This window comes from Puniceibacterium confluentis (assembly GCF_007923445.1).
Taxonomy (GTDB): Bacteria; Pseudomonadota; Alphaproteobacteria; order Rhodobacterales; family Rhodobacteraceae; genus Puniceibacterium; species Puniceibacterium confluentis.
The window spans coordinates 1-19523 of sequence record NZ_VOJI01000030.1 but is presented as its reverse complement, the minus strand read 5'-3'; the positions used below and the strand labels follow the sequence as shown (position 1 = coordinate 19523).

The following is a 19523-nucleotide window of genomic DNA, read 5'->3' as shown; positions in this document are numbered from 1 at the left end:
TAGTTTCATATGGCCACTAACTGTTTCATATAGTTTATTAATGTGTTGCATCGAGTTGCCTCTGGTAGCATGCTGTATCATGCCGTTACCTACAAAAAGCCGACAAAATGCCAAAGCTCACAGAGACCCTCGCCCGCAAGGTTCCGCAGACAAAATCCGGCACTGACAAGCACTGGGACAGTGAGGTCAGGGGCCTCGTCCTCTTCGTCGGCAAGCGCTCGAAGACCTGGTACTACCAGCGCGACGTCGGGGGGCAGACCCGGCGTGTCCTGATCGGGCGTCATCCGGTGATCTCCGCTGACACCGCGCGTCAGACCGCTCTCGGCTTCGCGCTGGAATGGGGACGCGGAGCGGGCAAGACACTCCAGATCGGGGCTCCGACTTTGGCCGTGGCCATGGACAGCTATCTGGCCCGGCCAAAGCTGCGCTCGGAGGCGCACAGGAACACTGTTCGGCAGCAGGTCAGCATCCATCTCAAGGATTGGCTTCGACTACCCCTCGACGAAATATCCAAGGTCATGGCCGTTGATCGGCACAGGGCACTGGCCGCCGTTCCATCAGCGGCTAATCACACGTTGAAGTATTTCCGCACGATCTGGAACCACGCGCGCCGGGTGCATGATCTGCCGGAATGCCCGACAATGGCGATCGAATGGTACGAAGAGACGCCTGCGGGCACGATTATCGACGACCTGACCGAGTGGCGCATCGTTGTCGATGGCTTGATCAATCCGATCCATCAAGCAAGCTATGAATTTTTGCTTTTCACCGGCTTGCGCAAGTCCGAAGCCTACACGCTGGAATGGAACAACGTCCACGAGGATCATATCCATTTGCCGATGACGAAGAATGGCCGCAGTTTTGACCTGCCCATTCTGCAGCATCATCATGAAATTCTTGCGCCGGTTCGGGGACTCAGCAAGACTTGGGTTTTTCCTTCGCCGAAGGGATCAGATGGTCACATAACGAACCCGCAACGGCTGAAGTGGAGCCCGCATGCGCATCGCAGAACCTTTGCGACGGTCGCGATGGAGGCCGGTGTGTTGGAGGAAATCGTTGGCAGGCTTCTCAATCATACGCCGCTATCGATTACTGGGCAGCGCTATGTGAAGCCAAGGCTCGAGGCGTTGCGCCCCGCGATGGAAACGGCATGCGCCGAGCTGTTGAAAAAATCACGGGGCAAGCATGGCTGAACGACCGGTGGAACTGTCGATCTCGCGCAACACGTCTCCACCTCTTGAAGATTTCGAGAAGTTAACCCACGCATTTGCCACAGTTGATGAAGTCGGTCCTCCGTTCACGACCGGCAAGCAGCTGCAAAAAGTCGAGGACGAACTGTTTGATGGCCTCCGCCGCCGTACCGTCGCTGGCGCTCAGCCGTTGAATTGGCTCAAAGGCTCCCTCCGGTTGCAGGAGGGAGTCCTGACGAAGATCCCAGTTGGTGGCGTTTCGGCATGGGATGTCTTCGCGGGCTTCAAGCAGATCAACGCCAATCGCCTTCGATTGGAATACACGGAATCGCATGCTGTGCGATTGTCGACGGACAAATTGATCCAACGAGAACTGGTTCATGTAGGGTCAACCCGACACAGCGAATACGTTACACGCAAGCCGTCGCTCCATCATTACGCTCGGCTGTCCAGCGAATGGGCCCGGTTCTTTGTCGAACTTGATGCCGTTGACGATACGGCAGCGGACGTAAGCCTGCGCTGCTTGCGGGAAGGACGCGTGATTTGCGTAACCGACGATGGTTCAGGCCCTGCCTTGCTCGCGCGGTCACATTGGCACGCAAAGTCAGGGTTCGGGGGGCACAGCCGGGCGTATTTTCTTCTGACCTCCGATCTGCCGGAAGCTTGGCATACCGCAAATATGGGTTCTCAGGAAAAGGCGGATCGCAGGGAAAAGGCGGCAGCCATGCGTTGGCTGGCTGAGCGATATCGTTGCCTGGAGTTGAGCGGGCAGCGTCTTACGAAAGATGACGTTGTTGGCGTGCTCAGGAGTGACTTCGGAATGACGTCCCATAAGGTCATGGCTGAAATCTGGAGTGAAGCCCCGATATCAAATTGGCGAAAAGCAGGTCGCCCTAAAATGCGCAGCATAAAGCACTGAAAAACTTAGTTTAAAAATTGATCCTGTCACGCTGTTAAAACCAGCCAGCTATTAACGCCCTGTCCAATGTCTGAGTTTGGCTTCTATCAATTCGGAGCCATGAAAATGACGATTCAGAACGAAACTGACCGGTTGCTGAGCCGGGATGAGGTCGAACAGAGATTTGGAATCACAAAACGGTTCCTGGAACTCGCGGTCACGCGCGGCAACGGGCCCCGATTTGTCCGTGTGGGATATCTGGTACGGTATACCGTGAAGGATGTCCGGGCGTGGATTGCCGACAACACGCATGAGGCCGGAGCATGAACGTCTCGGCATATTGCATCAAATGGGAGGCACAGCAGGAAGCAACAGCGATGTCAGATTTAACACTGCTCGCGAGGCTTGTTCACGGCCGCCTGGTTCATCACTGCAATATCAAAACGCGACATTGCTTCCCTTCTGAAGACACGCTTGCCCTTCATATTGGAAGGTCGGACCGCTCGGTGCGCAAGGCACTGAAGGAACTCCAAACCGCCGGCGTCATCTCGATCCGGCGCAATCAGGGGCGAAACGGGACGAACCAATACGTTCTGCACATTCTCGAGCGGAAGATTTCGGCTTCCCAACCGGTAGAAAACGGTAAGAATGATCGGCAGGATTCTTCCGCCAAACAAAAGAAGGAACTTAAGAAAGAACAGGCATTGCCCCATGGCCGGAAGTCACAGCCCAATTCTAAGATCAGCATCAATGAAGCTGAAAAGCGGTTCCTTGACTTCGAAACAGTGACAGATCCTGAGCAACTGGATGAATGGCATTCCCGGATTGGAGCATTGAACTTCAGATCTCCGGTCGATTTGATCGAGATGACACGGGGTGAAACAGGATACAGGCTGCCAACGCAGCGGCCGGGCACAGACAAGGAGAGCCAGATGATCCAGCGCGCATTCTTCAACCAAGTGTTGGCAAGCGGCGGGAAGTGCTTTGACTGAGATAACTGCAATTTTTCTTCTGCGCATTACGTCGCACGATTCTCTTGGTGTCCTTTAAGGCGAGCGCCGCACGCGGGTAATTCCCGCCGTGTTTTGGTTGGGTCGCTTAACGACTTCGGAAGCCTAAACTTTGGTGGCCAGTGAAATAGAGCGCGAGGGTTAACTTTGGGCAATTTAAACCTTTGCAGAATAACCTAAAAAACCAGCCTTGGGTCCTTCCCGGGCAGGATCCACACGCGGGTAATTCGCACCCTGTGGCATGCGACCGCTTGATGGTCTTTGACGATAAGTTATTCAGTTGTTGTTGTTGATCTGCTGGGCGCGCGCACCTTCAACCCAAACCGGCTGGCCGCAACGAGCAGTCGAGAATGAGGTATCACTTCAATTCGCCCTTAGGCCAATTTCTTGGCCAATCCAGCGACCCGCACCACAGGCTCCCATGGCAGGTCAAAACCTACGCGCCCGCGATCGCTTCTGTCTCGGTCCGTAGGCGCTTGGCCGCAGCCCCGGGTGCAGCGCCCCAGACGGCGATCCAGCGGTAGAAGATCGGCGTCAGGAACAGGGTGAACACGGTCGCGAAGCCCAGGCCGCCGACGATCACCCAGCCGACGGCGATGCGGGCCTCGGCGCCTGCGCCCGAGGTCAGGATCAGGGGCAGGCCACCAAAGACCGTTGAGACCATCGTCATCATCACGGGCCGGATCCGCAGACGCAATGCGTTGCGGATGGCGGTGTCGATATCCTCTCCCGCCTCGCGCAGCTGGTTGGCGAATTCGACGATCAGGATGCCGTTTTTGGCCATCACCCCGATCAGCATGACCAGACCGATCTGGCTGTAGTAGTTGAGCGACCCGCCGGTGATCGAGATGGCCAGCAGCGCGGCGGCCAGGCCGAAGGGCACGGTCAGCATGATGACGACCGCGCTGGCGAAGCTTTCGAACTGGGCCGCGAGCACCAGCAGCACCACGATCAGCGCCACGCCGAAGACCGCGTAGATGCCGCCCTGGGTGTCGTCCAGCGTCGCCGCCTCGCCGGTGAAGGTGATACCCATGCCGTCGGGCAGGACCTCGTCCGCGATATCGAGCACCCGGTCCATCGCGGTCGACAGGTCGACGCCTTCGCCGAGGTTGGCCTGCAACGCGACGGACAGGGCCCCGCCGAGGCGCTGGATCTGCGCGTCGCTGACCACCGTTTCCAGCGAGGCCACCGCCGACAGCGGGATGTAGGCGCCGCTGGGCAAGCGGATGGAGAGCGAGGCGATGTCCGAGGGATCGTCGATCGGCGGGCCGCCGGGGAGGACGTTGACGTCGACCTCGACATCATCGGAGAAGACACTGACCGCGACATTGCCCTGCACCATCGCCCGCACCAGCTGCGTGACGTCTGAACTGTTCAGCCCCATGTCACTGGCGGCTGCGGTGTCCACGGTGACCTCCAGCTGCGCGTCGACGCTGTTGTTGGACAGTTGCGGGTTGAGGAAGGTGTCGTCCTGCGACATCGCCGCGACGAGGCTGTCGGCCGCCTCGGTCATGTTGGTGAGGTTGGTGCCGGTGACGGCAAAGCCCAGCCCGCCGCCTGCGCCACGGATGTTGAGGCTGTTGGTGGAGCGGGCGCTGACCTGCACGCCGGGGACGGAAGCCAACTGTCCGCTGATTTGGCCGATCAGCTCTTGCTGGGTATAGTCACGCTCGGCCCAGTCCGGCAGGCGCACGACGATGAAGGCGCTGGTCCCGCCGCCGATGCCGATGATGCTCTGCACCGCGGCGACCTGGCCGCTTTCGAGGTAGGGCGCGAGGATGTCCTCGACCAGCAGCACCTGGGTGTCGAGGTAATCGACGGTGGTGTCCGAGGCGCCGCGCGCCTGCACGAGGAAGAAGCCGCGGTCTTCCTCGGGGGTGATGGTGGAGGGCAGCGTGGCTGCGGCACCCAGCGCGATCATGGCGAATCCGATGGCCACGGAGAGCACCAGAAGCGGCGTGCGGATCGCGAAGTCCATCACCTTGTCGAAGGCGCGGGCGAGCGCGCCGGGTTTACTCTCCGCGGCTTTGGCCTGCGACTTGCCCGGGTCGAGCAGCGCCGCCAGAACCGGCGCCAGCGTCAGCGCCGTGATCGACGACAGCGTGACTGCGAAGGCCAGAACGAAGCCGAATTCGGAGAAAACGCCGCCGGCTTGACCGGGCAGGAAGGAGATCGGGATGAACACCGCCGCGAGGGTGGCAGTCGTCGAGATGACGGCGAAGAACACCTCGTTGGTGCCTGCGGCAGCGGCGGCAAAGGCCCCCATCCCGGATTTGCGTTTGCGCACGATGTTCTCGATCACCACGATGGCGTCGTCCACAACCATGCCGGTCGCCAGAACCAGCGCCAGAAGGCTGATGGTGTTGACCGAGAAGCCCGTCAGCCAGATCGCGGCCAGCGTGCCGATCAGGGCCACTGGGATGGTGACGGCGGGGATCAGCGTGGCGCGGGGCGAACGCAGGAACAAGAAGATCACGGCAATCACGATGGCGGTGGCCATGAGGATGGATTTCACCACCTCGTTGATCGAGCCTTCGATGAAGATGCCGTCGTCCGAGGTGATCAGCAGCTGCACGCCCTCGGGCAACTGGCTGCGCAACTCCTCGACGGCCTCGCCCACGTCGCGGGAAATCTCCAGCGTGTTGCCGACGGACTGGCGGGTGATGTCGAGGCTGACGGCGGTTTCGCCGTTCACCCGGGTGTAGACGCTCGAGTCTTCGGGGATGAGCTGGACGAAGGCCACGTCCGCGACCTGGGTCGTGTCGTTGACCGGCAGCTGGTTGATTGTCTCGACAGTGACCTCTTCGTTGCCCACCCGCAGCGACAAGGTCTGCGATTCCGTGGACAGCGACCCCAGCGCGGTGTCGTCGCGCAACTGGGCCAGGGCGGTGGAGAGATCGAAGACGGTCAACCCACGGCTCAGCAGGTTGGGCAGGTTTGCCGCCACGCGGAACTCGTTGGCACGGTTGCCGCGCACGGTGACCTCGGCGATGCCGTCGATCAGGGACAGACGTTCATAGACCGCGCCCTCGGCGATCTGGGTGAGTTCATCGAAACTGGCGTTGCCCAAAAGCGCAAGGCGGATGATCGCGTCGGCGTTGTTGTCGCTTTTGGTGACGGTCGGGTCGTCGATATCGTCAGGCAGCGAGCGCAGGGTGCTCGACACGATCTCGCGCGCCTCGTTGGCGGCGATGTCCACGTCGGTGCCGTCCGACAGGTCGATAGTGATGCGGCTCGATCCGGTGCTGGAGGTCGACTCGATGTAGGACATGCCTTCGAGCGCGCTCAGCGCATCCTCAAGCACCTGCGTGACCTCTGAATCCACCGTGCTGGCGACGGCACCGTCATAGGTGGTCCGGACCGACAGGACCGGCTGGTCCACGTCGGGCATCTCGCGGATATCGACGCTGGTGAGCGCGGCGAGACCGGCGATGATGATCAGAAGGTTCAGCACGATCCCGAAGATCGGCCGCGCCACGAAGGTATCGGCAAACCCGGCCTTGTGCGCCCGTTTCTCGAAACTCATGCGCCCGGCCCCCGGTTAGCGTCCGCCGTGGTGACCTGCGCGCCGTCGCGCAGCTTGGCCGCACCCTCGGTCACGATTTGTGCGCCCACGGGGGCCTCGGTTTCTATCCAGACCTGATCGCCGTCGCGGAAGCGGATGGTGACGGGTGTGCGACTGGTGCGGCCCTCGTCGGCGACCCAGATGCCCGCGCCGGCGCGGTCCCAGGTGATCGCGGTGGCGGGCACGAGGGGCAGCGGTGCAGTCTCTTCGGTCATGCGGATCGCGAAGGTCATGCCCGAAAGCAGCAGACCGTCTGCATTGTCGATCTCGGCCTCGACGGTGGCGCTGCGGGTGACGCTGTCGAGACGGCTGTCAAAGGCGGTGACCCGGCCCTCGAAAACGCGCCCGGTATAGGTCGGCGTTGTCACCAGAACCTGCTTGCCTTCGGTCAGCAGCCCGATGGAGCGCTCCGGCACCTCGAATGTCGCGAGAAGCGTCGAGGAGTCGTCGATTGTGACGATGGTGTCACTGCCCGAGAGCTGGTCGCCGACATGCACATCGCTCAGCCCAAGGCGCCCGGAGATCGGCGCCACCACGGTGCGTTTGTCGAGTGCCACCTCGGCCAGCCCGACATTGGCCTCGGCCAGCCGCAGCGCCACTTCGGCTTCGGAGAGCGCGACGTCGGTCACGACAGCGCTGCCGTTCCGGTTAAGCCCCTGATACCGCGTGGCGGTCGCCTGCGCCTGATCACGGTTGGCCTCGGCGATTTCCAGCGCGAGCCGTTCGGTGCGGTCGTCAAGGCGCAGCAGGACATCGCCCTTTTCGACCGGCTTGTTGGCCTGCAGCGCGGCCTCGACCACCTCGCCTGCCTCCGTCGCGATCACCTCTGACCGGCGCAAGGACACGGCGCTGCCGACGGTGCGCAGCACCAGCATATAGGCACGTTCCTCGAGCGGGGCGAGCACCACGGTCGTGCTTCGGCCTTGCCCACGCGGGCCGCCGGGTCCGCCACCCGGGCCGCCACGCGGCGCGGCCGCCGTCTCTTCCGTTGGCGTTCCGCCCCAAAGCCGCGCGACCTGCGCGGGAACGCCGAAGGCAATTGCATAGGCACCGGCCAGGACGGCCAGCGAGACGAGGACGATGATGAATTTCTTCAAGGTATCTCAAGCTCCTGAACCCGCATCGTCCCTCGGCGGAGTGGCGGGGGTTTTGTATTGGCGTGTCTGTCTGTCAGGCCATGCGGCTCAGCACATCGTCACGTTTGATGACGCGATGCCCGCCCAATGCCATCACGATATGTCCCAGAACGAGGGCCGCCAGCGTCCATCCCATCACCCCGTGCCAACCGGTCGCGGCCTGCGTCCAGGCGATCGCGGTCTCGCGCGCCGGAAATACCGAAAGGCCAAAGTAGCTCAGCCCGCGTGTTCCGCCTGCTGCGGCCAGGATCTTGACAGAGGGAACCGCTACCATAAGCGCATAGAGTGCCGCATGTCCCGCAGTCGCCGCCCGGCCCAGCAGGCCCGAATGTCGTGGCCTCGGGTGAAGGTTCCAAAGCCCCCACGCGCCCCGCAGCAACACCAGCAGGAACAGTGTCATCCGCAGATCGACGTGGTAGCTCCACAACGTCTGCCGCAGGGCATTTTCGCGGGGAAGCGCCCAATGCGCGGCCGCAGACAGGAATTGCATCGCGAAGAGCGCGGCCATGCTCCAGTGAAACGCCCGGCTTACAGGACCGAAGCAGTCTGGTCTGTCTGATAGATTGCCCATGTTTATTACCTGTCTGAGGGTCACTGCCCGCCTGGTACGAAGACCGCGTCGGGTTCCGTCGCAGTGCTCACGGCTTTGTCAGTGAGGTGCGCGCATGTCAGTAAAAACCAATCAGTCGCGAATGATCCACGTCTTGAGTCTCGGGTCGAGATCCTCGCAAGCGACCAACAGCAGGTCCCGCGACTGGAAAGGTCCGGCATCGTCTATGGTGGCGCTCACTGTCACGCATTGCGTTGCATCAGCGCCCAGACGGATTTGCCCATTCTCGGCATCATGGACAAAGCGCTGGTTAGGGTCTGTTTCGTCGCAGGCCATCAATCCGAAGGGGTTTTCCACGCTGTCCGGCGCGTTGTACGCCATACATCGGCCGGTGTATGTCACCGATTCAATGCGGCCATTGACTGCCGTGTATGAGAACAGCACGTCGCCCCCGGTCGGTTTGCAGGAATGCGCGTGAAGCTGATCGCTCAGCCCGCGCCCTTCGGTGTCGATACACCAGCCGAGTGAAGCCTCTTCGTCCAGATTGTCCGCCAGGTGGATGATCGGCCCTTCGGTCTGGATGATCGGGCTCTCAGCGAGTGAACTGTGCGGCAGGGCGAGGCTTGCGATCGCGGCAAAGAGGGCGGTCCGGAGCGGAGGCGTGTCTGTCAGAGCTGAGGTAAGTGCGCGCATCTTGGGTAACTCCATATTTCCTTATTGCTTTCGGGGATCAGAGCCATGACCGTCAGTCAGGTGCGGTCCGGGCGTTTGGCTACTGGCTGAACTGCTCTTGAAATGCGCGGATGCGGGCCGCGTTCACGCCTTGATCGCTGCGACCCACCCGGGAAACACTCCGCATATCGACGCGGCTGCCGCTCTCTTGCGCCGTCACGACGACAAGGACGTCATCGGCGAAGTAGAAGACCGAGGTGCGGGCGGTTGCCTCGAAACGGCGGCGCTCGGCGTCGGCGGCGACGACCTCCCAACCCATGTCCCCGGCGACTTCCAGAGCCCGTTCATAGGCGGCGTCCGGCGACAGGTCGGCCTCCAGTGACGCGATGTCGGGATAGGCAGCGGCCTGCTTGGCAGCCACTTCCGCGCCACCGTATTCCAGAGAGTTTAGCGCGCCCGCGCGGGTCTCATCGATGACCTCGAAGGCCGGCGGGTTCACCGTGTCGGTCGAGATGTCGTTGATCGGCGCGGCACGTTGCGGCGGGTTCAGCGTCGAAGCCATCAGCGGCGCCAGGCAGGCCAGTCCGATGACAGACGCGATAGCACCTGACGCAATACCTGCGCGTTCCTTGCGCATGGCATGGACGACCACGGCCAGAACACCCAGGGCCGCAATGCCCGCGCCCAGCGGGTTGAGATAGGAGCGGTACAGCCCATAGCCCACTATCGGCTCCCACAACCCGAGACGGGCGCCAAACACAATGACGGAAATCGTGACAAGGCCGACCACCGCGGCCAACAGCGCGAGTTTGCCAAAATTCCTCATAAGGTCGTCCTTTCATCTCATCGCGGACAACCCGACGTGGGTTATCGTCCAGAGGGCAGCCAGCATCAGATTGCCCGGTCAAGGGCAGCGGTAGCACGATTTAGTTTGCATGCAAACCAACCGACGTTACAAAGAAGCGTGATGAAAAAGCACCAATTGTTTCATGCGCTGCTGCACAGCGCCGACCTGCTCGAACGGCGGCTGACCGAGCGGCTGGCGCCCCTGGGGGTTCGCCCGCGTCAGGCGCGGGTTCTGGTGGCCATCGACGTGATCGGCCCCACGTCGCAGACCGTCCTGGCGCAGGAATTCGACATTACCAAGGGCAGTATGAGCACGATGATTGACAGGCTCTTGGCGCTGGGTCTGGTGCAGCGCGAAAAGAGCGAAACGGACAGACGCGGCGATGTGGTCACCTTGTCGCCTGCGGGCGGGCGCATGGTCTCGGACATCCACCGGGCGTGGCAGGACATCGACAGCATGATCGAAGCGATGCTCGGCTCAGAGAAACAGCATCTGTTGGCCGAACTTTCCAGCGAACTGAAGACCGCGCTTGGCGGCAAGATACCCGGCGAGGCAAGGGCAGAAGGATCGTTCGGTTCCGATTAGGTGTTCAGTCCCGGCATCTGGTGGATCGGATTTAGGATGAATCGATCTGGCTCTGAAGTCCAGATTTTGTAGATGTATTCATAGGGCGTGAGGCTGCCGAGGGTCTTCAGCCTGCGGGCGAAGGTGCAGGCTGCCATAAAGTCCGTCAGGTGGGTGCGGAGTTGGTTGTGGTCTTCGCAATGGAAGTGCTTGACCGACGCGTCCTTGATCGTGCGGTTCATCCGTTCCACCTGTCCGCCCGTCGGGAAAACAGGCCCCCGGACTGTTTTCTGATCCTCGTGGCTCCAAGGGTGGTTGGGCTTCGTCAGGCGGTGTTCGATCCCGTTGGCCTCGCAGATCATGTCGAAGCGCATTGGCCGGGAATAGAGGGTGTTGCGGTTTCCAGGCTGCCCTGCGAACTGAATGCCGTTGTCGGTCAGAATGGTATGCACCTGACAAGGCACGCTTTCGAGCATGCGCTGCAGGAACTCCCAGGCTGTCTTCCTGTCTGCCTTCTCGACAAGTTGGGTCACGGCAGATTTGCTTGTGCGGTCAATGCCGACGAACAGGTACAGCTTGCCCTCAGCGGTTTGGACCTCGGCGATGTCGACATGGAAGAAGCCCCCTCTCTGCGATGCCTGCATCGCCTGCCGGGCGTGGATCGGGTGGCGCTTGAACTTCCGGCGTTTCGGCTTGTCGCCTTCCACGTCAGGCAACCGGGAGATGCATGTCTCTGCAGGCACCGATGCAGCGCCGAACGCGTCAGGTGCGGGATGGACGGCTGCAGAGCATGGAGACAATCGTCCGGCGGCAACAATGCATGCCGCCTGAATGCGACGATCATCGCTTCCTCGGCTTGGGTCAGGACCGTCGAGCCCGGCTCCTTCGGCCCCGTCTTCAGGTCTTCAACGGACTGGCGTTAGCGCCACTTCGCTACCGTCCTGGGGTTGATGCCAAGCTCCTGGCTCAGTTGCGCGAGCGAAGCTTGCCCCTCCCGGGATCGTGCTTCGCATAACCCTGCCGGGCAACGGATCGCTGCAATGCAGCTCAGACGGCGTGCGTGCCCTCTCGGCAGATTTGCCGTGCAAATCGCCTGCCGGGTAACAGTACGTGGCGCTGCCATGACGAAACTGTCCCATAATGCTTCCTTCCATTCCTGAGAAAGGATCGCACCATCATACCGTGGGATCAAACACCTAATAGGCGTTCGACATCGGAACTCAAATCCAACCTGCAGACTCTCGTCATAAATGAGGGTCCAGGTCAGGTGTCTTATCGTTGAAAACCTGTGCAAGTCTGAACGCAATCACGAATGCACTGGTCTAAATAGATGCGGTGGTGGCGTGTGAGCAGCCTCAGGGCGATTTTGAAAAGGCCGATACCGCTTAACTCTGCAGCGCGATCGATGCTCTTGCGGCTTTCTGTGAGAGGAAGGCACAGGTCAAAAGTTGCGCCATGTGGTAGATCATGAGAGGCAGAACGATGGCAGCCAGATCCTCTGGCGGAAAGAGGGCGGTCGCGATTGGCAGACCCGAGGCAAGGCTTTTGGTCGAGCCGCAATAAAGCAGGACGGCCCGGTCTGGTGCGGGGAGGGTGGTCATTTTGCCGGCCCAGATAATGAGCGACATCGTGATGGCAAGAAAGGCCAGCACGACAATCGACAGCGTCGCCAGCGTCTTGATCGGCAACGAGACCCAAAGGCCCGAGACCGTGCCAGCGCTGAAGGCAGAAAAGACAATCAGCAGGATCGCACCACGGTCCACCATCAGGGTCAGGGTCTTGTGCTTTTGGACATGCCGACCGATCCAAGGCCGGACGAGTTGTCCCAACACGAATGGCAGCAGGATCTGGGCCGCTATCTTGATCACCGCGTCCAACCGTATGCTGCCGTCACCGGTGTGTAACAGGGTGGCTACCAGAAGCGGTGTCAGCACGACCCCCACGAGGTTCGACACCGATGCGGCGCAAATCGCGGCTGGAACGTTGCCGCCCGCCATCCCGGTAAATGCGACGGAACTCTGCACCGTCGACGGCAACACTGCCAGAAACATGAGTCCAAGCGTAACGGTTGCACCAAGCATCGGCCCCGCCACAAGCGTGAGCGCCAAGCCGACAAGCGGAATCATCAGATAGGTTGCCGCGAGGGTCAGCCCTTGCAAGCGCCAATTGGTCATCCCCGCCACAACCACGCCGGAATTCAGCTTGGCCCCGTAAAGAAAGAACAGCAACGCAACCGCCCAGAACGTCACATGTGAAAGCAGTATTGCCGCGACGCCGAGCGCCGGGACAAAAAACGCCAAGGCCACCGTGGCCAGCAGAAAAATCATGTAAAGATCGATCCCGATACGTTTGAGATAGCTCATGACGTTTCGAGCGCTGTAAAAGTTCCGGGCGCTGCCATCAGAAGCCAGCCGCCTGTCCATCCTTGCGCGGATCAGATCCGGCGGCATACCCACCATCGGGCAAGCGATGCACCAGTTGCGCGCCGCCGAAACCGAATGCGTTGTCGGGAGTCTCGACCGTGACCACATGGCCAAGGGCGCGCAGCCCCTCGATGACCTCCGAGGACAGCGTCGGTTCGCAGGCAACTTCCAGCCCGGCCAGCATCCGCCAGCGTGGTGCATCCGCCGCTGTCTGCACGTCTTGATCCCACAGTTGGGTGCGCAGGTACAGCTGCACATGCCCCTGTGCCTGGATCGGGCCACCCATCATGCCAAAGGCCATGAGCGGCGCGCCTTGCTGCGTTACAAAGCCGGGGATGATGGTGTGGAACGGGCGTTTGCCCCCGCCGACGCAATTTGGATGGCCAGGAGTGGTGTTGAACCCGGCACCGCGGTTCTGAAGCGATATGCCAAAGCCCGGCACGACAACGCCGGAACCGAAGCCTGCGTAATTCGATTGAATTAAGCTGACCATCATGCCCGAGGCATCAGCGGTGTTAAGTAGTACCGTTCCGCCGCGAGTCGGGGCACCCATACCATGATCGATCGCTGCAGCCGAATTGATCAGCGCTGCGCGCGACTTCAAATATTCAGGGGCAAGCAGTGCGGCCTCGTCGATCTCAATCATGTGGTCGCGGTCGGCGACATAGGCATGCAAATCGCGATAGGCGAGCTTGATCGCCTCGATCTGAAGATGGATCGCTGCAAGGTCGTCGGGGCCGTGGTCCCGGATCGCAGTGTGTTCGAGAATGCCAAGCGCCATGAGCGCGGCAATGCCCTGACCGTTGGGTGGGATTTCGTGCAGCTCGCCATCGCCGAAGCTCTGGCTGACGGTGCCGCACCAATCGGCGCGATGCGCGGACAGATCTTCGCGCGTCATCGTGCCACCATTAGCCTGCAGAAAGCTTGCGATTTCCTCGGCGATTTCACCTTCGTAAAACGCTTTGCCTCCGGTTTGGGCAATCGCGCGCAGGGTCCGGGCTGCGCCAGGGTTACAGAAGCGCTCGCCTGCGCGCGGCGCGCGGCCATCGGGTAAAAACGTTTCGGCAAAACCGGGCTGATCCCCCAGCGTTTCAGCCGCGTTCGCCCAAAGTTTGGCGATAACCGGCGAAACAAGGAACCCGTCTTCGGCGTAACCGATCGCCGGGGCGAGAACGGTGGCCAGATCCAGCTTGCCAAAGCGTTCGGACAGCGCGATCCAGGCGCTGACTGCTCCGGGCACGGTTACGCTGTTCACCCCAATTTGTGGCATGCCCTGCGGGAAACGTTCGGGCGCCCATGCAGACGGGGCGCGGCCCGATGCGTTCAGTCCGTGCAGCTGTTCGCCATCCCACAGGATGCAGAAGGCATCTGATCCCAGCCCGTTGCCAGACGGCTCGACGATGGTCAGTGTCGCGGCGGTCGCGATGGCCGCGTCGACGGCATTGCCCCCCTGCCGCAGGATACTCAGCCCGGCTTGGGTGGCCAAGGGCTGCGAGGTGGCGACGACGTTTTCAGCCAGCACCGGAGAGCGGCGCGAGGCGTAGACGGGATCATGGCGAAATTGCATAAGACGTACCTTCGGAATGGCGGATTGCGTGGGATCCGGACGGGATGGGGTGATGCTGGCAACAAGACCGTCGCACCGCATATCCCGTCCGAGACGAGTGTATTCTGAGGGCTGCCTGTATTGAGCTCTTAACGGCAATCCTGCCGGGTGCAGTCCTGCAGATCACGCCAGATGCCTTTGGCGAGGAACAATTCCGGGCCCCTTGCGATCCAAGCATGAACTGCGGGTGTCACAAGCTCATGCGGTTCCCAGGGGCGCGCCGACCTTGACAGTCAAAGCGCCAAGCCCCTCGATCGCGCCGACCATGGTGTTGCCCGGCACTACCGGGCCGACGCCGTTGGGCGTTCCGGCCATGATGATGTCGCCGGGCTGAAGGGCGTAGTATTTCGACAGGGTTGCGATGATTTCAGGCGTCTTCCAGATCATGAGTTCAAGGTTGGAATCCTGACGGAGCTCGCCGTCGACTGTCAGCGAAATGCTGCCCTTGTCGCGGTGGCCGACCTGCGCCACGGGGTAGATCTCACTGCAGGGTGCGGAATGGTCAAAGGATTTCTTCAACTCCCAAGGCGCATTTGGGCCGGTGGCGGTGCTCAATAGGCGACGCCGGGTCATGTCGATGCAGACGCCATATCCATAGATGTGCGACAGCGCCTCATCTTCCGGGATGTTGTAGCCGCCGGATTTCAGCGCGACCAAGAGTTCGACTTCGAAATGGAAATCGTCGGTCAGGGGAGGGTAGGGCACGGTGCCACCGTTCTGAACAATCGAATCCGCCGGCTTTTGAAAAATGATCGGGAAATCGCGCGCGGCATCGCCGCCCATCTCCGCGACATGCGCAACATAGTTCTTACCGACGCAGTAGATGCGCCGCACCGGGAAGCGGGCATCGCTGCCGGCTACGGGAAGAGACACCTGTTCGGGGGCGGGGACGACGTAAGGCTTCGAGATTTGCATAGGGTTCCTCAATCGATTGACTTCATTTGCACCATAGATAATGCATTAAAAATTTCATAGACATAAAAAATGCATTTTTATTGACTCCACCCGGAAATAATGCAGCTTTACTTTTGTCGACATAGCAGAGAGGGACAAAAAATGACAACAAAACGACAGCTACTGACCACCGGTGTGGCAGCGATTTCCATGATGGCGATGAGTTTTGCGGCCTATGCCCAAGATCTGACCAAGGTCACTCTGGCAATCCCCAGCCCGAGCGGCTTGGGATATTTTGCCCTATACAACGCCATGGGCGAGGGCTTCATGGAAGAAGAGGGCATCGAGGTCGAGGTGCAGAGCGTCAACGGTTCGGCGCAGGTTCTTCAGGTTCTGGCCGCAGGTCAGGCCGAGTTCGGGCATCCTGGTCCGGGGCCACTGTTGAACGCACGCGAGGGTGGAGAGGATATCGTCTATATCTACAACTATTTCTCAACCAGCCAGTTCAGCCTGGTCACAGAAGCTGATTCAGGCTTCACATCGCCGACTGACCTGAAAGGCAAGGTCGTGGGCGTTGGTACCGCAGATGGCGCCGAAGTCGCGTTTGTCCGGTCGATCTTTGACGCGGCTGACATGAAGGAAGGCGAAGACTATAGCTTCATCACCATTGGCGAAGGCGGCATGGCTGTCGCCGGTTTCATGCAAGACGCCATCGATGCCTATGCGTCTGACACCATCGGCATGGCAACGCTTCGTTTGCGTGGTGTCGATCTGGTCGACCTGACGCCGCCGGAGTTCAAGAAATTCTTTGGCAATGGCTATGCCGTGACCCGCGAGTACATGGACGAGAACCGCGAATTGATCGAGGGATTCGGTCGGGCGCTGGTGCGCGGCGCGCGTTTCGGGGCCAAGCCTGAAAACCTTGAGGCAACACTGGACCACGCAAAGATAGGCAATCCGCAGTTGCTTGAAGATCGCGACTTTGCCCGTGCGCTCATGCAGACCTACATCATTCGCACCGCACCGGCCAATCCGGAACACGGTTATGGGTACCAGAATCCGGACGCTTGGCAGGGCTGGCATGATGTTCTGGTGAAGTCGGGCGATCTTGACGCCCCGATGGCTGATCTGACCGCGGCCTATACAAACGAATTCATCGAAACGTGGAACGCCGAATGATCGCGGAAGACATCCTTAAATCGGCCGGGGTAGAACCCCGGCCGGTCTATGAGCTGACTGGGGTCTCACGCTACTTTAATGGCAAGGAAATCACCGCCCTTGATGGCGTGGATTTCGAGATTGCCCAAGGCGAGTTTCATTCAGTCATCGGTTCGAGCGGCTGCGGCAAGACGACGTTGCTGAAAATCATGGCTGGCCTGATGCCGCCATCGGAGGGTCGTGTCATGCTGGGAGGCAAGCCGGTGCTCGGCCCGCGTGACGACATCGGCATGATGTTCCAACAGGCGACGATGTTTCCCTGGCGCACGACGATCGAAAACATCCTGCTGCCGATCGAGATCCGCAAGGGTCGCAAGGCGGCGATGGCCGCGCGCCCGCGGGCAGAAGATCTGCTGAGGGTGGTGGGGCTTGCCGGGTTCGAGGATGTATTTCCCTCGGCATTGTCCGGCGGTATGGCACAGCGGGCTGCGATCTGCCGGATGCTGATATCGGACCCGGATGTGTTGCTGCTGGATGAACCGTTCAGCGCGCTTGACGAAATTACCCGCGACTTCATGAACCTCGAATTGCAGAAAGTCTGCATGGAACGCAGCGCGTCGGCCTTTCTGGTCACTCACTCGATTTCCGAGGCGGTGATCCTGTCGGATACGGTCCATGTCATGTCTGCCCGTCCCGGTCGGGTGGTCAAATCGGTCAAGATCGATCTGCCTCGCCCCCGGACGCTCGAAATGACAACCCTGCCCGAATTTGGTGCCTATGCCACCACGATCCGCAACCTTCTTGATAAGGGAGCTTTCCTGTGAGCAATCCAGAAATGACGCTGTCACATGTTTCGGCAACAGCAGATTATCCTGACAATACGGTCTGGGAAGAAAAGGTGTCCTGGTCCGCCACGGTACCGCGCTGGTTTTCCATGGCAGTGATCATGGCGGTCTTTCTTGGCCTCTGGCATCTGGTCACTTCGTTGGGGATCGTCTCTCGTCTTATCCTGCCGACGGTGCCGGACACCTTTGCCGACATTCTGTTTGTGGGCAAAAGCCTGCTGTCGGGAAATTATATGCTTTCGGCGTTCTGGGTCACCACGCAAGAGGTTCTGGTAGGCTTTGTGATTGCGGTCACAGTGGGTGTCAGCCTTGGCATCCTGGTGGGGGAAACTACCATCGGCGAACGCGCGGTCATGCCCTATATCGTCGCCATCGACACCATGCCCAAGATTGCCTTCGCGCCGCTGTTTGTCTCTTGGCTTGGCTTCGGCATCGCCTCCAAGGTGGCGCTGGCGGCTTTCATTTCGGTCTTTCCCATCGTGGTTGGGACCGCAGCCGGGCTGCATGCTGCCGATGCCAATGGACGCATGCTGTTTCAGAGCATCGGTGCGTCACGGATGCAGACACTGCTTATGCTCAAGGTTCCGTCAGGATTGCCGCATTTCTTTACCGGTTTGAAGATCGCTTCGATCAGCGTCGTCGGCGGCGCCGTGGCGGGCGAATTGCTTGGGGGCGGTCAGGGTTTTGGCGAATTGATCCGCGCCGCTGCTGCGCAGCTCAGCACCGCACGGGTGTTTTCGCTGATCATCTATCTCAGCCTTCTGGGTGTGCTGATGTTCGGATTTGTTTCATGGATGCAGCACAAGTTTGTCTTCTGGCAGCGCAGCAGTACTATCAGGCCACCGGTTTCGTGATAACAACGCCTGATCGATTCAAAAGAAGCTGAGGCATGTCTGACAAGGATCAAAAGACGACGCGGGCGACGATGGTTTATGACCGGCTGCGTCGTGAGATTCTGACCGGGCAGTTCCGGCCGTCCGAAAAGCTGCGGATCGACGCCATCGCAGATAGCTATGGCGTCGGCAACAACGCTGTCCGCGAGGCGCTGTCGCGGCTAGCGGCCGAGCGTCTGGTGGATCGCCATGAACGCCGTGGGTTCACCGCCCCTGCCATGGGCATTGAGGATTGGCAGACGCTGGCGCGGACGCGGTGTCTGGTGGAATCCCTTGCGCTGCGGGAGTCGATGAACAACCGGACGGATGCGTGGGAAGAACGCATCGTCGTGGCCTATCACCACCTGTCCAAGGTCGGGAAGGCCGAGAAATTTCGCCAGAACCTGCCGGACTGGAACAAAGAGCACCGCAATTTTCACCGCGCTCTGATTGCGAACTGCGGTTCACACTGGTTGCTGGAATTCTGCGACCAGTTGGCGGATCAGGCAGAGCGCTACATCTATGTCTCCAATATCTACCGAATGTCGGCGCGCGATGGTCAGGCCGAGCATCGCGCGCTCATGGAGGTGGTGCTTGACGGCGATATCGTGCAGGCCGAGGCGGCCTTGGTCGCGCATTATTCAAAGACCCTTATTGCGTTGGAAGAGCTTTTCCAGACCGAAGAGTTTCTTGCAACGTTGGTGGTCGAAGAAGTCGACTGATCCTGTTGCGCAAATCGGGCAGCCGGCTCATGCGGAACGCGCAACGTGATGACCTGTCGGGTAGTGTCGGGCTGGCTGCTGTCAACCGCCTGAGCCAAAGAACCCGGGCTGCTGGCGTTCGCCGCCAACCGGTTGCTGCGCCGCAGCAAGTCGGCAGGGAACCCGTCGCACCTCGGAGGAGGGGCTAATTGAACGTGGTAGTTTGCTCAATTTGCCCAGACTGAATAGCCTCAGAACAAGTTTGTGGAGCGCATCCATTGGCACACAAGAACAAAGTCATGCGGTCGATTGATATTGATGGTGAATATATCTGTGTAGATATTTTTCTCCGCCCTTATGGGACTTACTGATTCGATGAGTTCCGTCGTGATCCAGAGGAATCAAGCGGCTGGTATAGCATTGGCACTTTGGAGATCAGGACTTTGCCGATCCCAATGCTGCACTTACCAAAGCGAAAACCTCAGTACATTGGCTTTTTGACCAGTTGTAGCTTTTGACCTTCCCCCGCGGTTAGGGCCGGTTTGATCTGGAATCTTCCGGTTGGGTTTGAGTGTTGAGCGGCAGCGTGGAG

The 19523-nt window shown here is 60.2% G+C and carries 17 protein-coding genes and 1 pseudogene; 9 read left to right on the top strand and 9 right to left on the bottom strand.

Annotation, left to right across the window (positions count from 1 at the left end):
- The first annotated feature begins 107 nt into the window (after positions 1–107).
- The 4 genes from FOY53_RS20000 to FOY53_RS19985 all read left to right on the top strand — a co-directional run bounded on the left by FOY53_RS20000 (position 108) and on the right by FOY53_RS19985 (position 3080).
- A complete protein-coding gene (locus FOY53_RS20000; protein WP_146592082.1) occupies positions 108–1193 on the top strand; it encodes a tyrosine-type recombinase/integrase in 1086 nt (361 codons plus the stop codon).
- Positions 1186–2109: a hypothetical protein gene (locus tag FOY53_RS19995; protein WP_146592081.1), complete on the top strand. Its 924-nt coding sequence runs from the start codon at positions 1186–1188 to the stop codon at positions 2107–2109. Before FOY53_RS20000 ends, FOY53_RS19995 begins: the two co-directional genes overlap by 8 nt.
- Before the next feature lie 105 nt (positions 2110–2214).
- On the top strand, positions 2215–2415 hold the full coding sequence (locus FOY53_RS19990; RefSeq protein ID WP_146592080.1) for a helix-turn-helix transcriptional regulator: 201 nt from the start codon (positions 2215–2217) through the stop codon (positions 2413–2415).
- A complete protein-coding gene (locus FOY53_RS19985; protein ID WP_146592079.1) occupies positions 2412–3080 on the top strand; it encodes a helix-turn-helix domain-containing protein in 669 nt (222 codons plus the stop codon). The genes FOY53_RS19990 and FOY53_RS19985 overlap by 4 nt, the downstream gene beginning before the upstream one ends.
- A gap of 454 nt (positions 3081–3534) precedes the next feature.
- Here the strand turns inward: FOY53_RS19985 and FOY53_RS19980 are convergent, their stop codons facing one another.
- The 5 genes from FOY53_RS19980 to FOY53_RS19960 form a co-directional block, all read right to left on the bottom strand.
- Positions 3535–6624 (bottom strand): efflux RND transporter permease subunit, encoded by a 3090-nt coding sequence (locus FOY53_RS19980; RefSeq protein ID WP_146592078.1) that lies wholly within the window; start codon positions 6622–6624, stop codon positions 3535–3537.
- Positions 6621–7760: an efflux RND transporter periplasmic adaptor subunit gene (locus FOY53_RS19975; RefSeq protein ID WP_146592077.1), complete on the bottom strand. Its 1140-nt coding sequence runs from the start codon at positions 7758–7760 to the stop codon at positions 6621–6623. The genes FOY53_RS19980 and FOY53_RS19975 overlap by 4 nt, the downstream gene beginning before the upstream one ends.
- 73 nt (positions 7761–7833) lie before the next feature.
- Positions 7834–8370: a cytochrome b gene (locus FOY53_RS19970; protein WP_146592076.1), complete on the bottom strand. Its 537-nt coding sequence runs from the start codon at positions 8368–8370 to the stop codon at positions 7834–7836.
- 111 nt (positions 8371–8481) lie between these two features.
- Positions 8482–9057, bottom strand: a complete 576-nt coding sequence (locus FOY53_RS19965) for a ricin-type beta-trefoil lectin domain protein (protein WP_146592075.1) — start codon at positions 9055–9057, stop codon at positions 8482–8484.
- A gap of 64 nt (positions 9058–9121) precedes the next feature.
- Positions 9122–9847 carry a DUF1499 domain-containing protein gene (locus FOY53_RS19960; RefSeq protein ID WP_146592074.1) on the bottom strand — a complete coding sequence of 242 codons (726 nt, stop codon included), beginning with the start codon at positions 9845–9847 and terminating at the stop codon, positions 9122–9124.
- A gap of 141 nt (positions 9848–9988) precedes the next feature.
- On the opposite strand from FOY53_RS19960, the gene FOY53_RS19955 reads away from it, so the two are divergent.
- Positions 9989–10453: a MarR family winged helix-turn-helix transcriptional regulator gene (locus FOY53_RS19955; RefSeq protein WP_146592073.1), complete on the top strand. Its 465-nt coding sequence runs from the start codon at positions 9989–9991 to the stop codon at positions 10451–10453.
- Here the strand turns inward: FOY53_RS19955 and FOY53_RS19950 are convergent.
- The 4 genes and pseudogenes from FOY53_RS19950 to FOY53_RS19935 form a co-directional block, all read right to left on the bottom strand.
- Positions 10450–11483: pseudogene (locus tag FOY53_RS19950) on the bottom strand (DDE-type integrase/transposase/recombinase). The gene FOY53_RS19955 and the pseudogene FOY53_RS19950 sit on opposite strands and share 4 nt — an antisense overlap.
- Positions 11484–11817: 334 nt before the next feature.
- Complete coding sequence (locus tag FOY53_RS19945) at positions 11818–12795, bottom strand: bile acid:sodium symporter family protein (RefSeq protein ID WP_146592072.1); 978 nt, start codon at positions 12793–12795, stop codon at positions 11818–11820.
- Between the two features lie 37 nt (positions 12796–12832).
- Positions 12833–14422 carry a gamma-glutamyltransferase family protein gene (locus FOY53_RS19940; RefSeq protein ID WP_146592071.1) on the bottom strand — a complete coding sequence of 530 codons (1590 nt, stop codon included), beginning with the start codon at positions 14420–14422 and terminating at the stop codon, positions 12833–12835.
- Positions 14423–14659: 237 nt separating this feature from the next.
- Positions 14660–15334: a fumarylacetoacetate hydrolase family protein gene (locus FOY53_RS19935; protein WP_439332554.1), complete on the bottom strand. Its 675-nt coding sequence runs from the start codon at positions 15332–15334 to the stop codon at positions 14660–14662.
- A 141-nt stretch (positions 15335–15475) separates the two neighbouring features.
- Between FOY53_RS19935 and FOY53_RS19930 the strand changes: the two genes are divergently transcribed.
- Genes FOY53_RS19930 through FOY53_RS19915 form a run of 4 tightly spaced genes read left to right on the top strand, consistent with a single transcriptional unit; the run spans position 15476 to position 18952 of the window.
- Complete coding sequence (locus tag FOY53_RS19930) at positions 15476–16534, top strand: ABC transporter substrate-binding protein (RefSeq protein ID WP_246107488.1); 1059 nt, start codon at positions 15476–15478, stop codon at positions 16532–16534.
- The gene (locus FOY53_RS19925; protein WP_146592069.1) at positions 16531–17337 is read left to right on the top strand and encodes an ABC transporter ATP-binding protein; all 807 of its coding nucleotides are present in this window, start codon (positions 16531–16533) and stop codon (positions 17335–17337) included. Before FOY53_RS19930 ends, FOY53_RS19925 begins: the two co-directional genes overlap by 4 nt.
- A gap of 11 nt (positions 17338–17348) precedes the next feature.
- On the top strand, positions 17349–18212 hold the full coding sequence (locus FOY53_RS19920; RefSeq protein ID WP_146592102.1) for an ABC transporter permease: 864 nt from the start codon (positions 17349–17351) through the stop codon (positions 18210–18212).
- A gap of 35 nt (positions 18213–18247) precedes the next feature.
- A complete protein-coding gene (locus FOY53_RS19915) occupies positions 18248–18952 on the top strand; it encodes a GntR family transcriptional regulator (protein ID WP_146592068.1) in 705 nt (234 codons plus the stop codon).
- Positions 18953–19523 lie beyond the last annotated feature (571 nt).

What these genes read in the sequence shown, in the direction of transcription:
- FOY53_RS19980 (WP_146592078.1), bottom strand. Translation starts at nt 6,624, where the DNA reads ATGAGTTTCGAGAAACGGGCGCACAAGGCCGGGTTTGCCGATACCTTC.
- FOY53_RS19940 (WP_146592071.1), bottom strand. Translation starts at nt 14,422, where the DNA reads ATGCAATTTCGCCATGATCCCGTCTACGCCTCGCGCCGCTCTCCGGTG.
- FOY53_RS20000 (WP_146592082.1), top strand. Translation starts at nt 108, where the DNA reads ATGCCAAAGCTCACAGAGACCCTCGCCCGCAAGGTTCCGCAGACAAAA.
- FOY53_RS19925 (WP_146592069.1), top strand. Translation starts at nt 16,531, where the DNA reads ATGATCGCGGAAGACATCCTTAAATCGGCCGGGGTAGAACCCCGGCCG.
- FOY53_RS19930 (WP_246107488.1), top strand. Translation starts at nt 15,476, where the DNA reads ATGCAGCTTTACTTTTGTCGACATAGCAGAGAGGGACAAAAAATGACA.
- FOY53_RS19960 (WP_146592074.1), bottom strand. Translation starts at nt 9,847, where the DNA reads ATGAGGAATTTTGGCAAACTCGCGCTGTTGGCCGCGGTGGTCGGCCTT.
- FOY53_RS19995 (WP_146592081.1), top strand. Translation starts at nt 1,186, where the DNA reads ATGGCTGAACGACCGGTGGAACTGTCGATCTCGCGCAACACGTCTCCA.
- FOY53_RS19955 (WP_146592073.1), top strand. Translation starts at nt 9,989, where the DNA reads ATGAAAAAGCACCAATTGTTTCATGCGCTGCTGCACAGCGCCGACCTG.
- FOY53_RS19945 (WP_146592072.1), bottom strand. Translation starts at nt 12,795, where the DNA reads ATGAGCTATCTCAAACGTATCGGGATCGATCTTTACATGATTTTTCTG.
- FOY53_RS19990 (WP_146592080.1), top strand. Translation starts at nt 2,215, where the DNA reads ATGACGATTCAGAACGAAACTGACCGGTTGCTGAGCCGGGATGAGGTC.
- FOY53_RS19970 (WP_146592076.1), bottom strand. Translation starts at nt 8,370, where the DNA reads ATGGGCAATCTATCAGACAGACCAGACTGCTTCGGTCCTGTAAGCCGG.
- FOY53_RS19965 (WP_146592075.1), bottom strand. Translation starts at nt 9,057, where the DNA reads ATGGAGTTACCCAAGATGCGCGCACTTACCTCAGCTCTGACAGACACG.
- FOY53_RS19915 (WP_146592068.1), top strand. Translation starts at nt 18,248, where the DNA reads ATGTCTGACAAGGATCAAAAGACGACGCGGGCGACGATGGTTTATGAC.
- FOY53_RS19920 (WP_146592102.1), top strand. Translation starts at nt 17,349, where the DNA reads ATGACGCTGTCACATGTTTCGGCAACAGCAGATTATCCTGACAATACG.
- FOY53_RS19985 (WP_146592079.1), top strand. Translation starts at nt 2,412, where the DNA reads ATGAACGTCTCGGCATATTGCATCAAATGGGAGGCACAGCAGGAAGCA.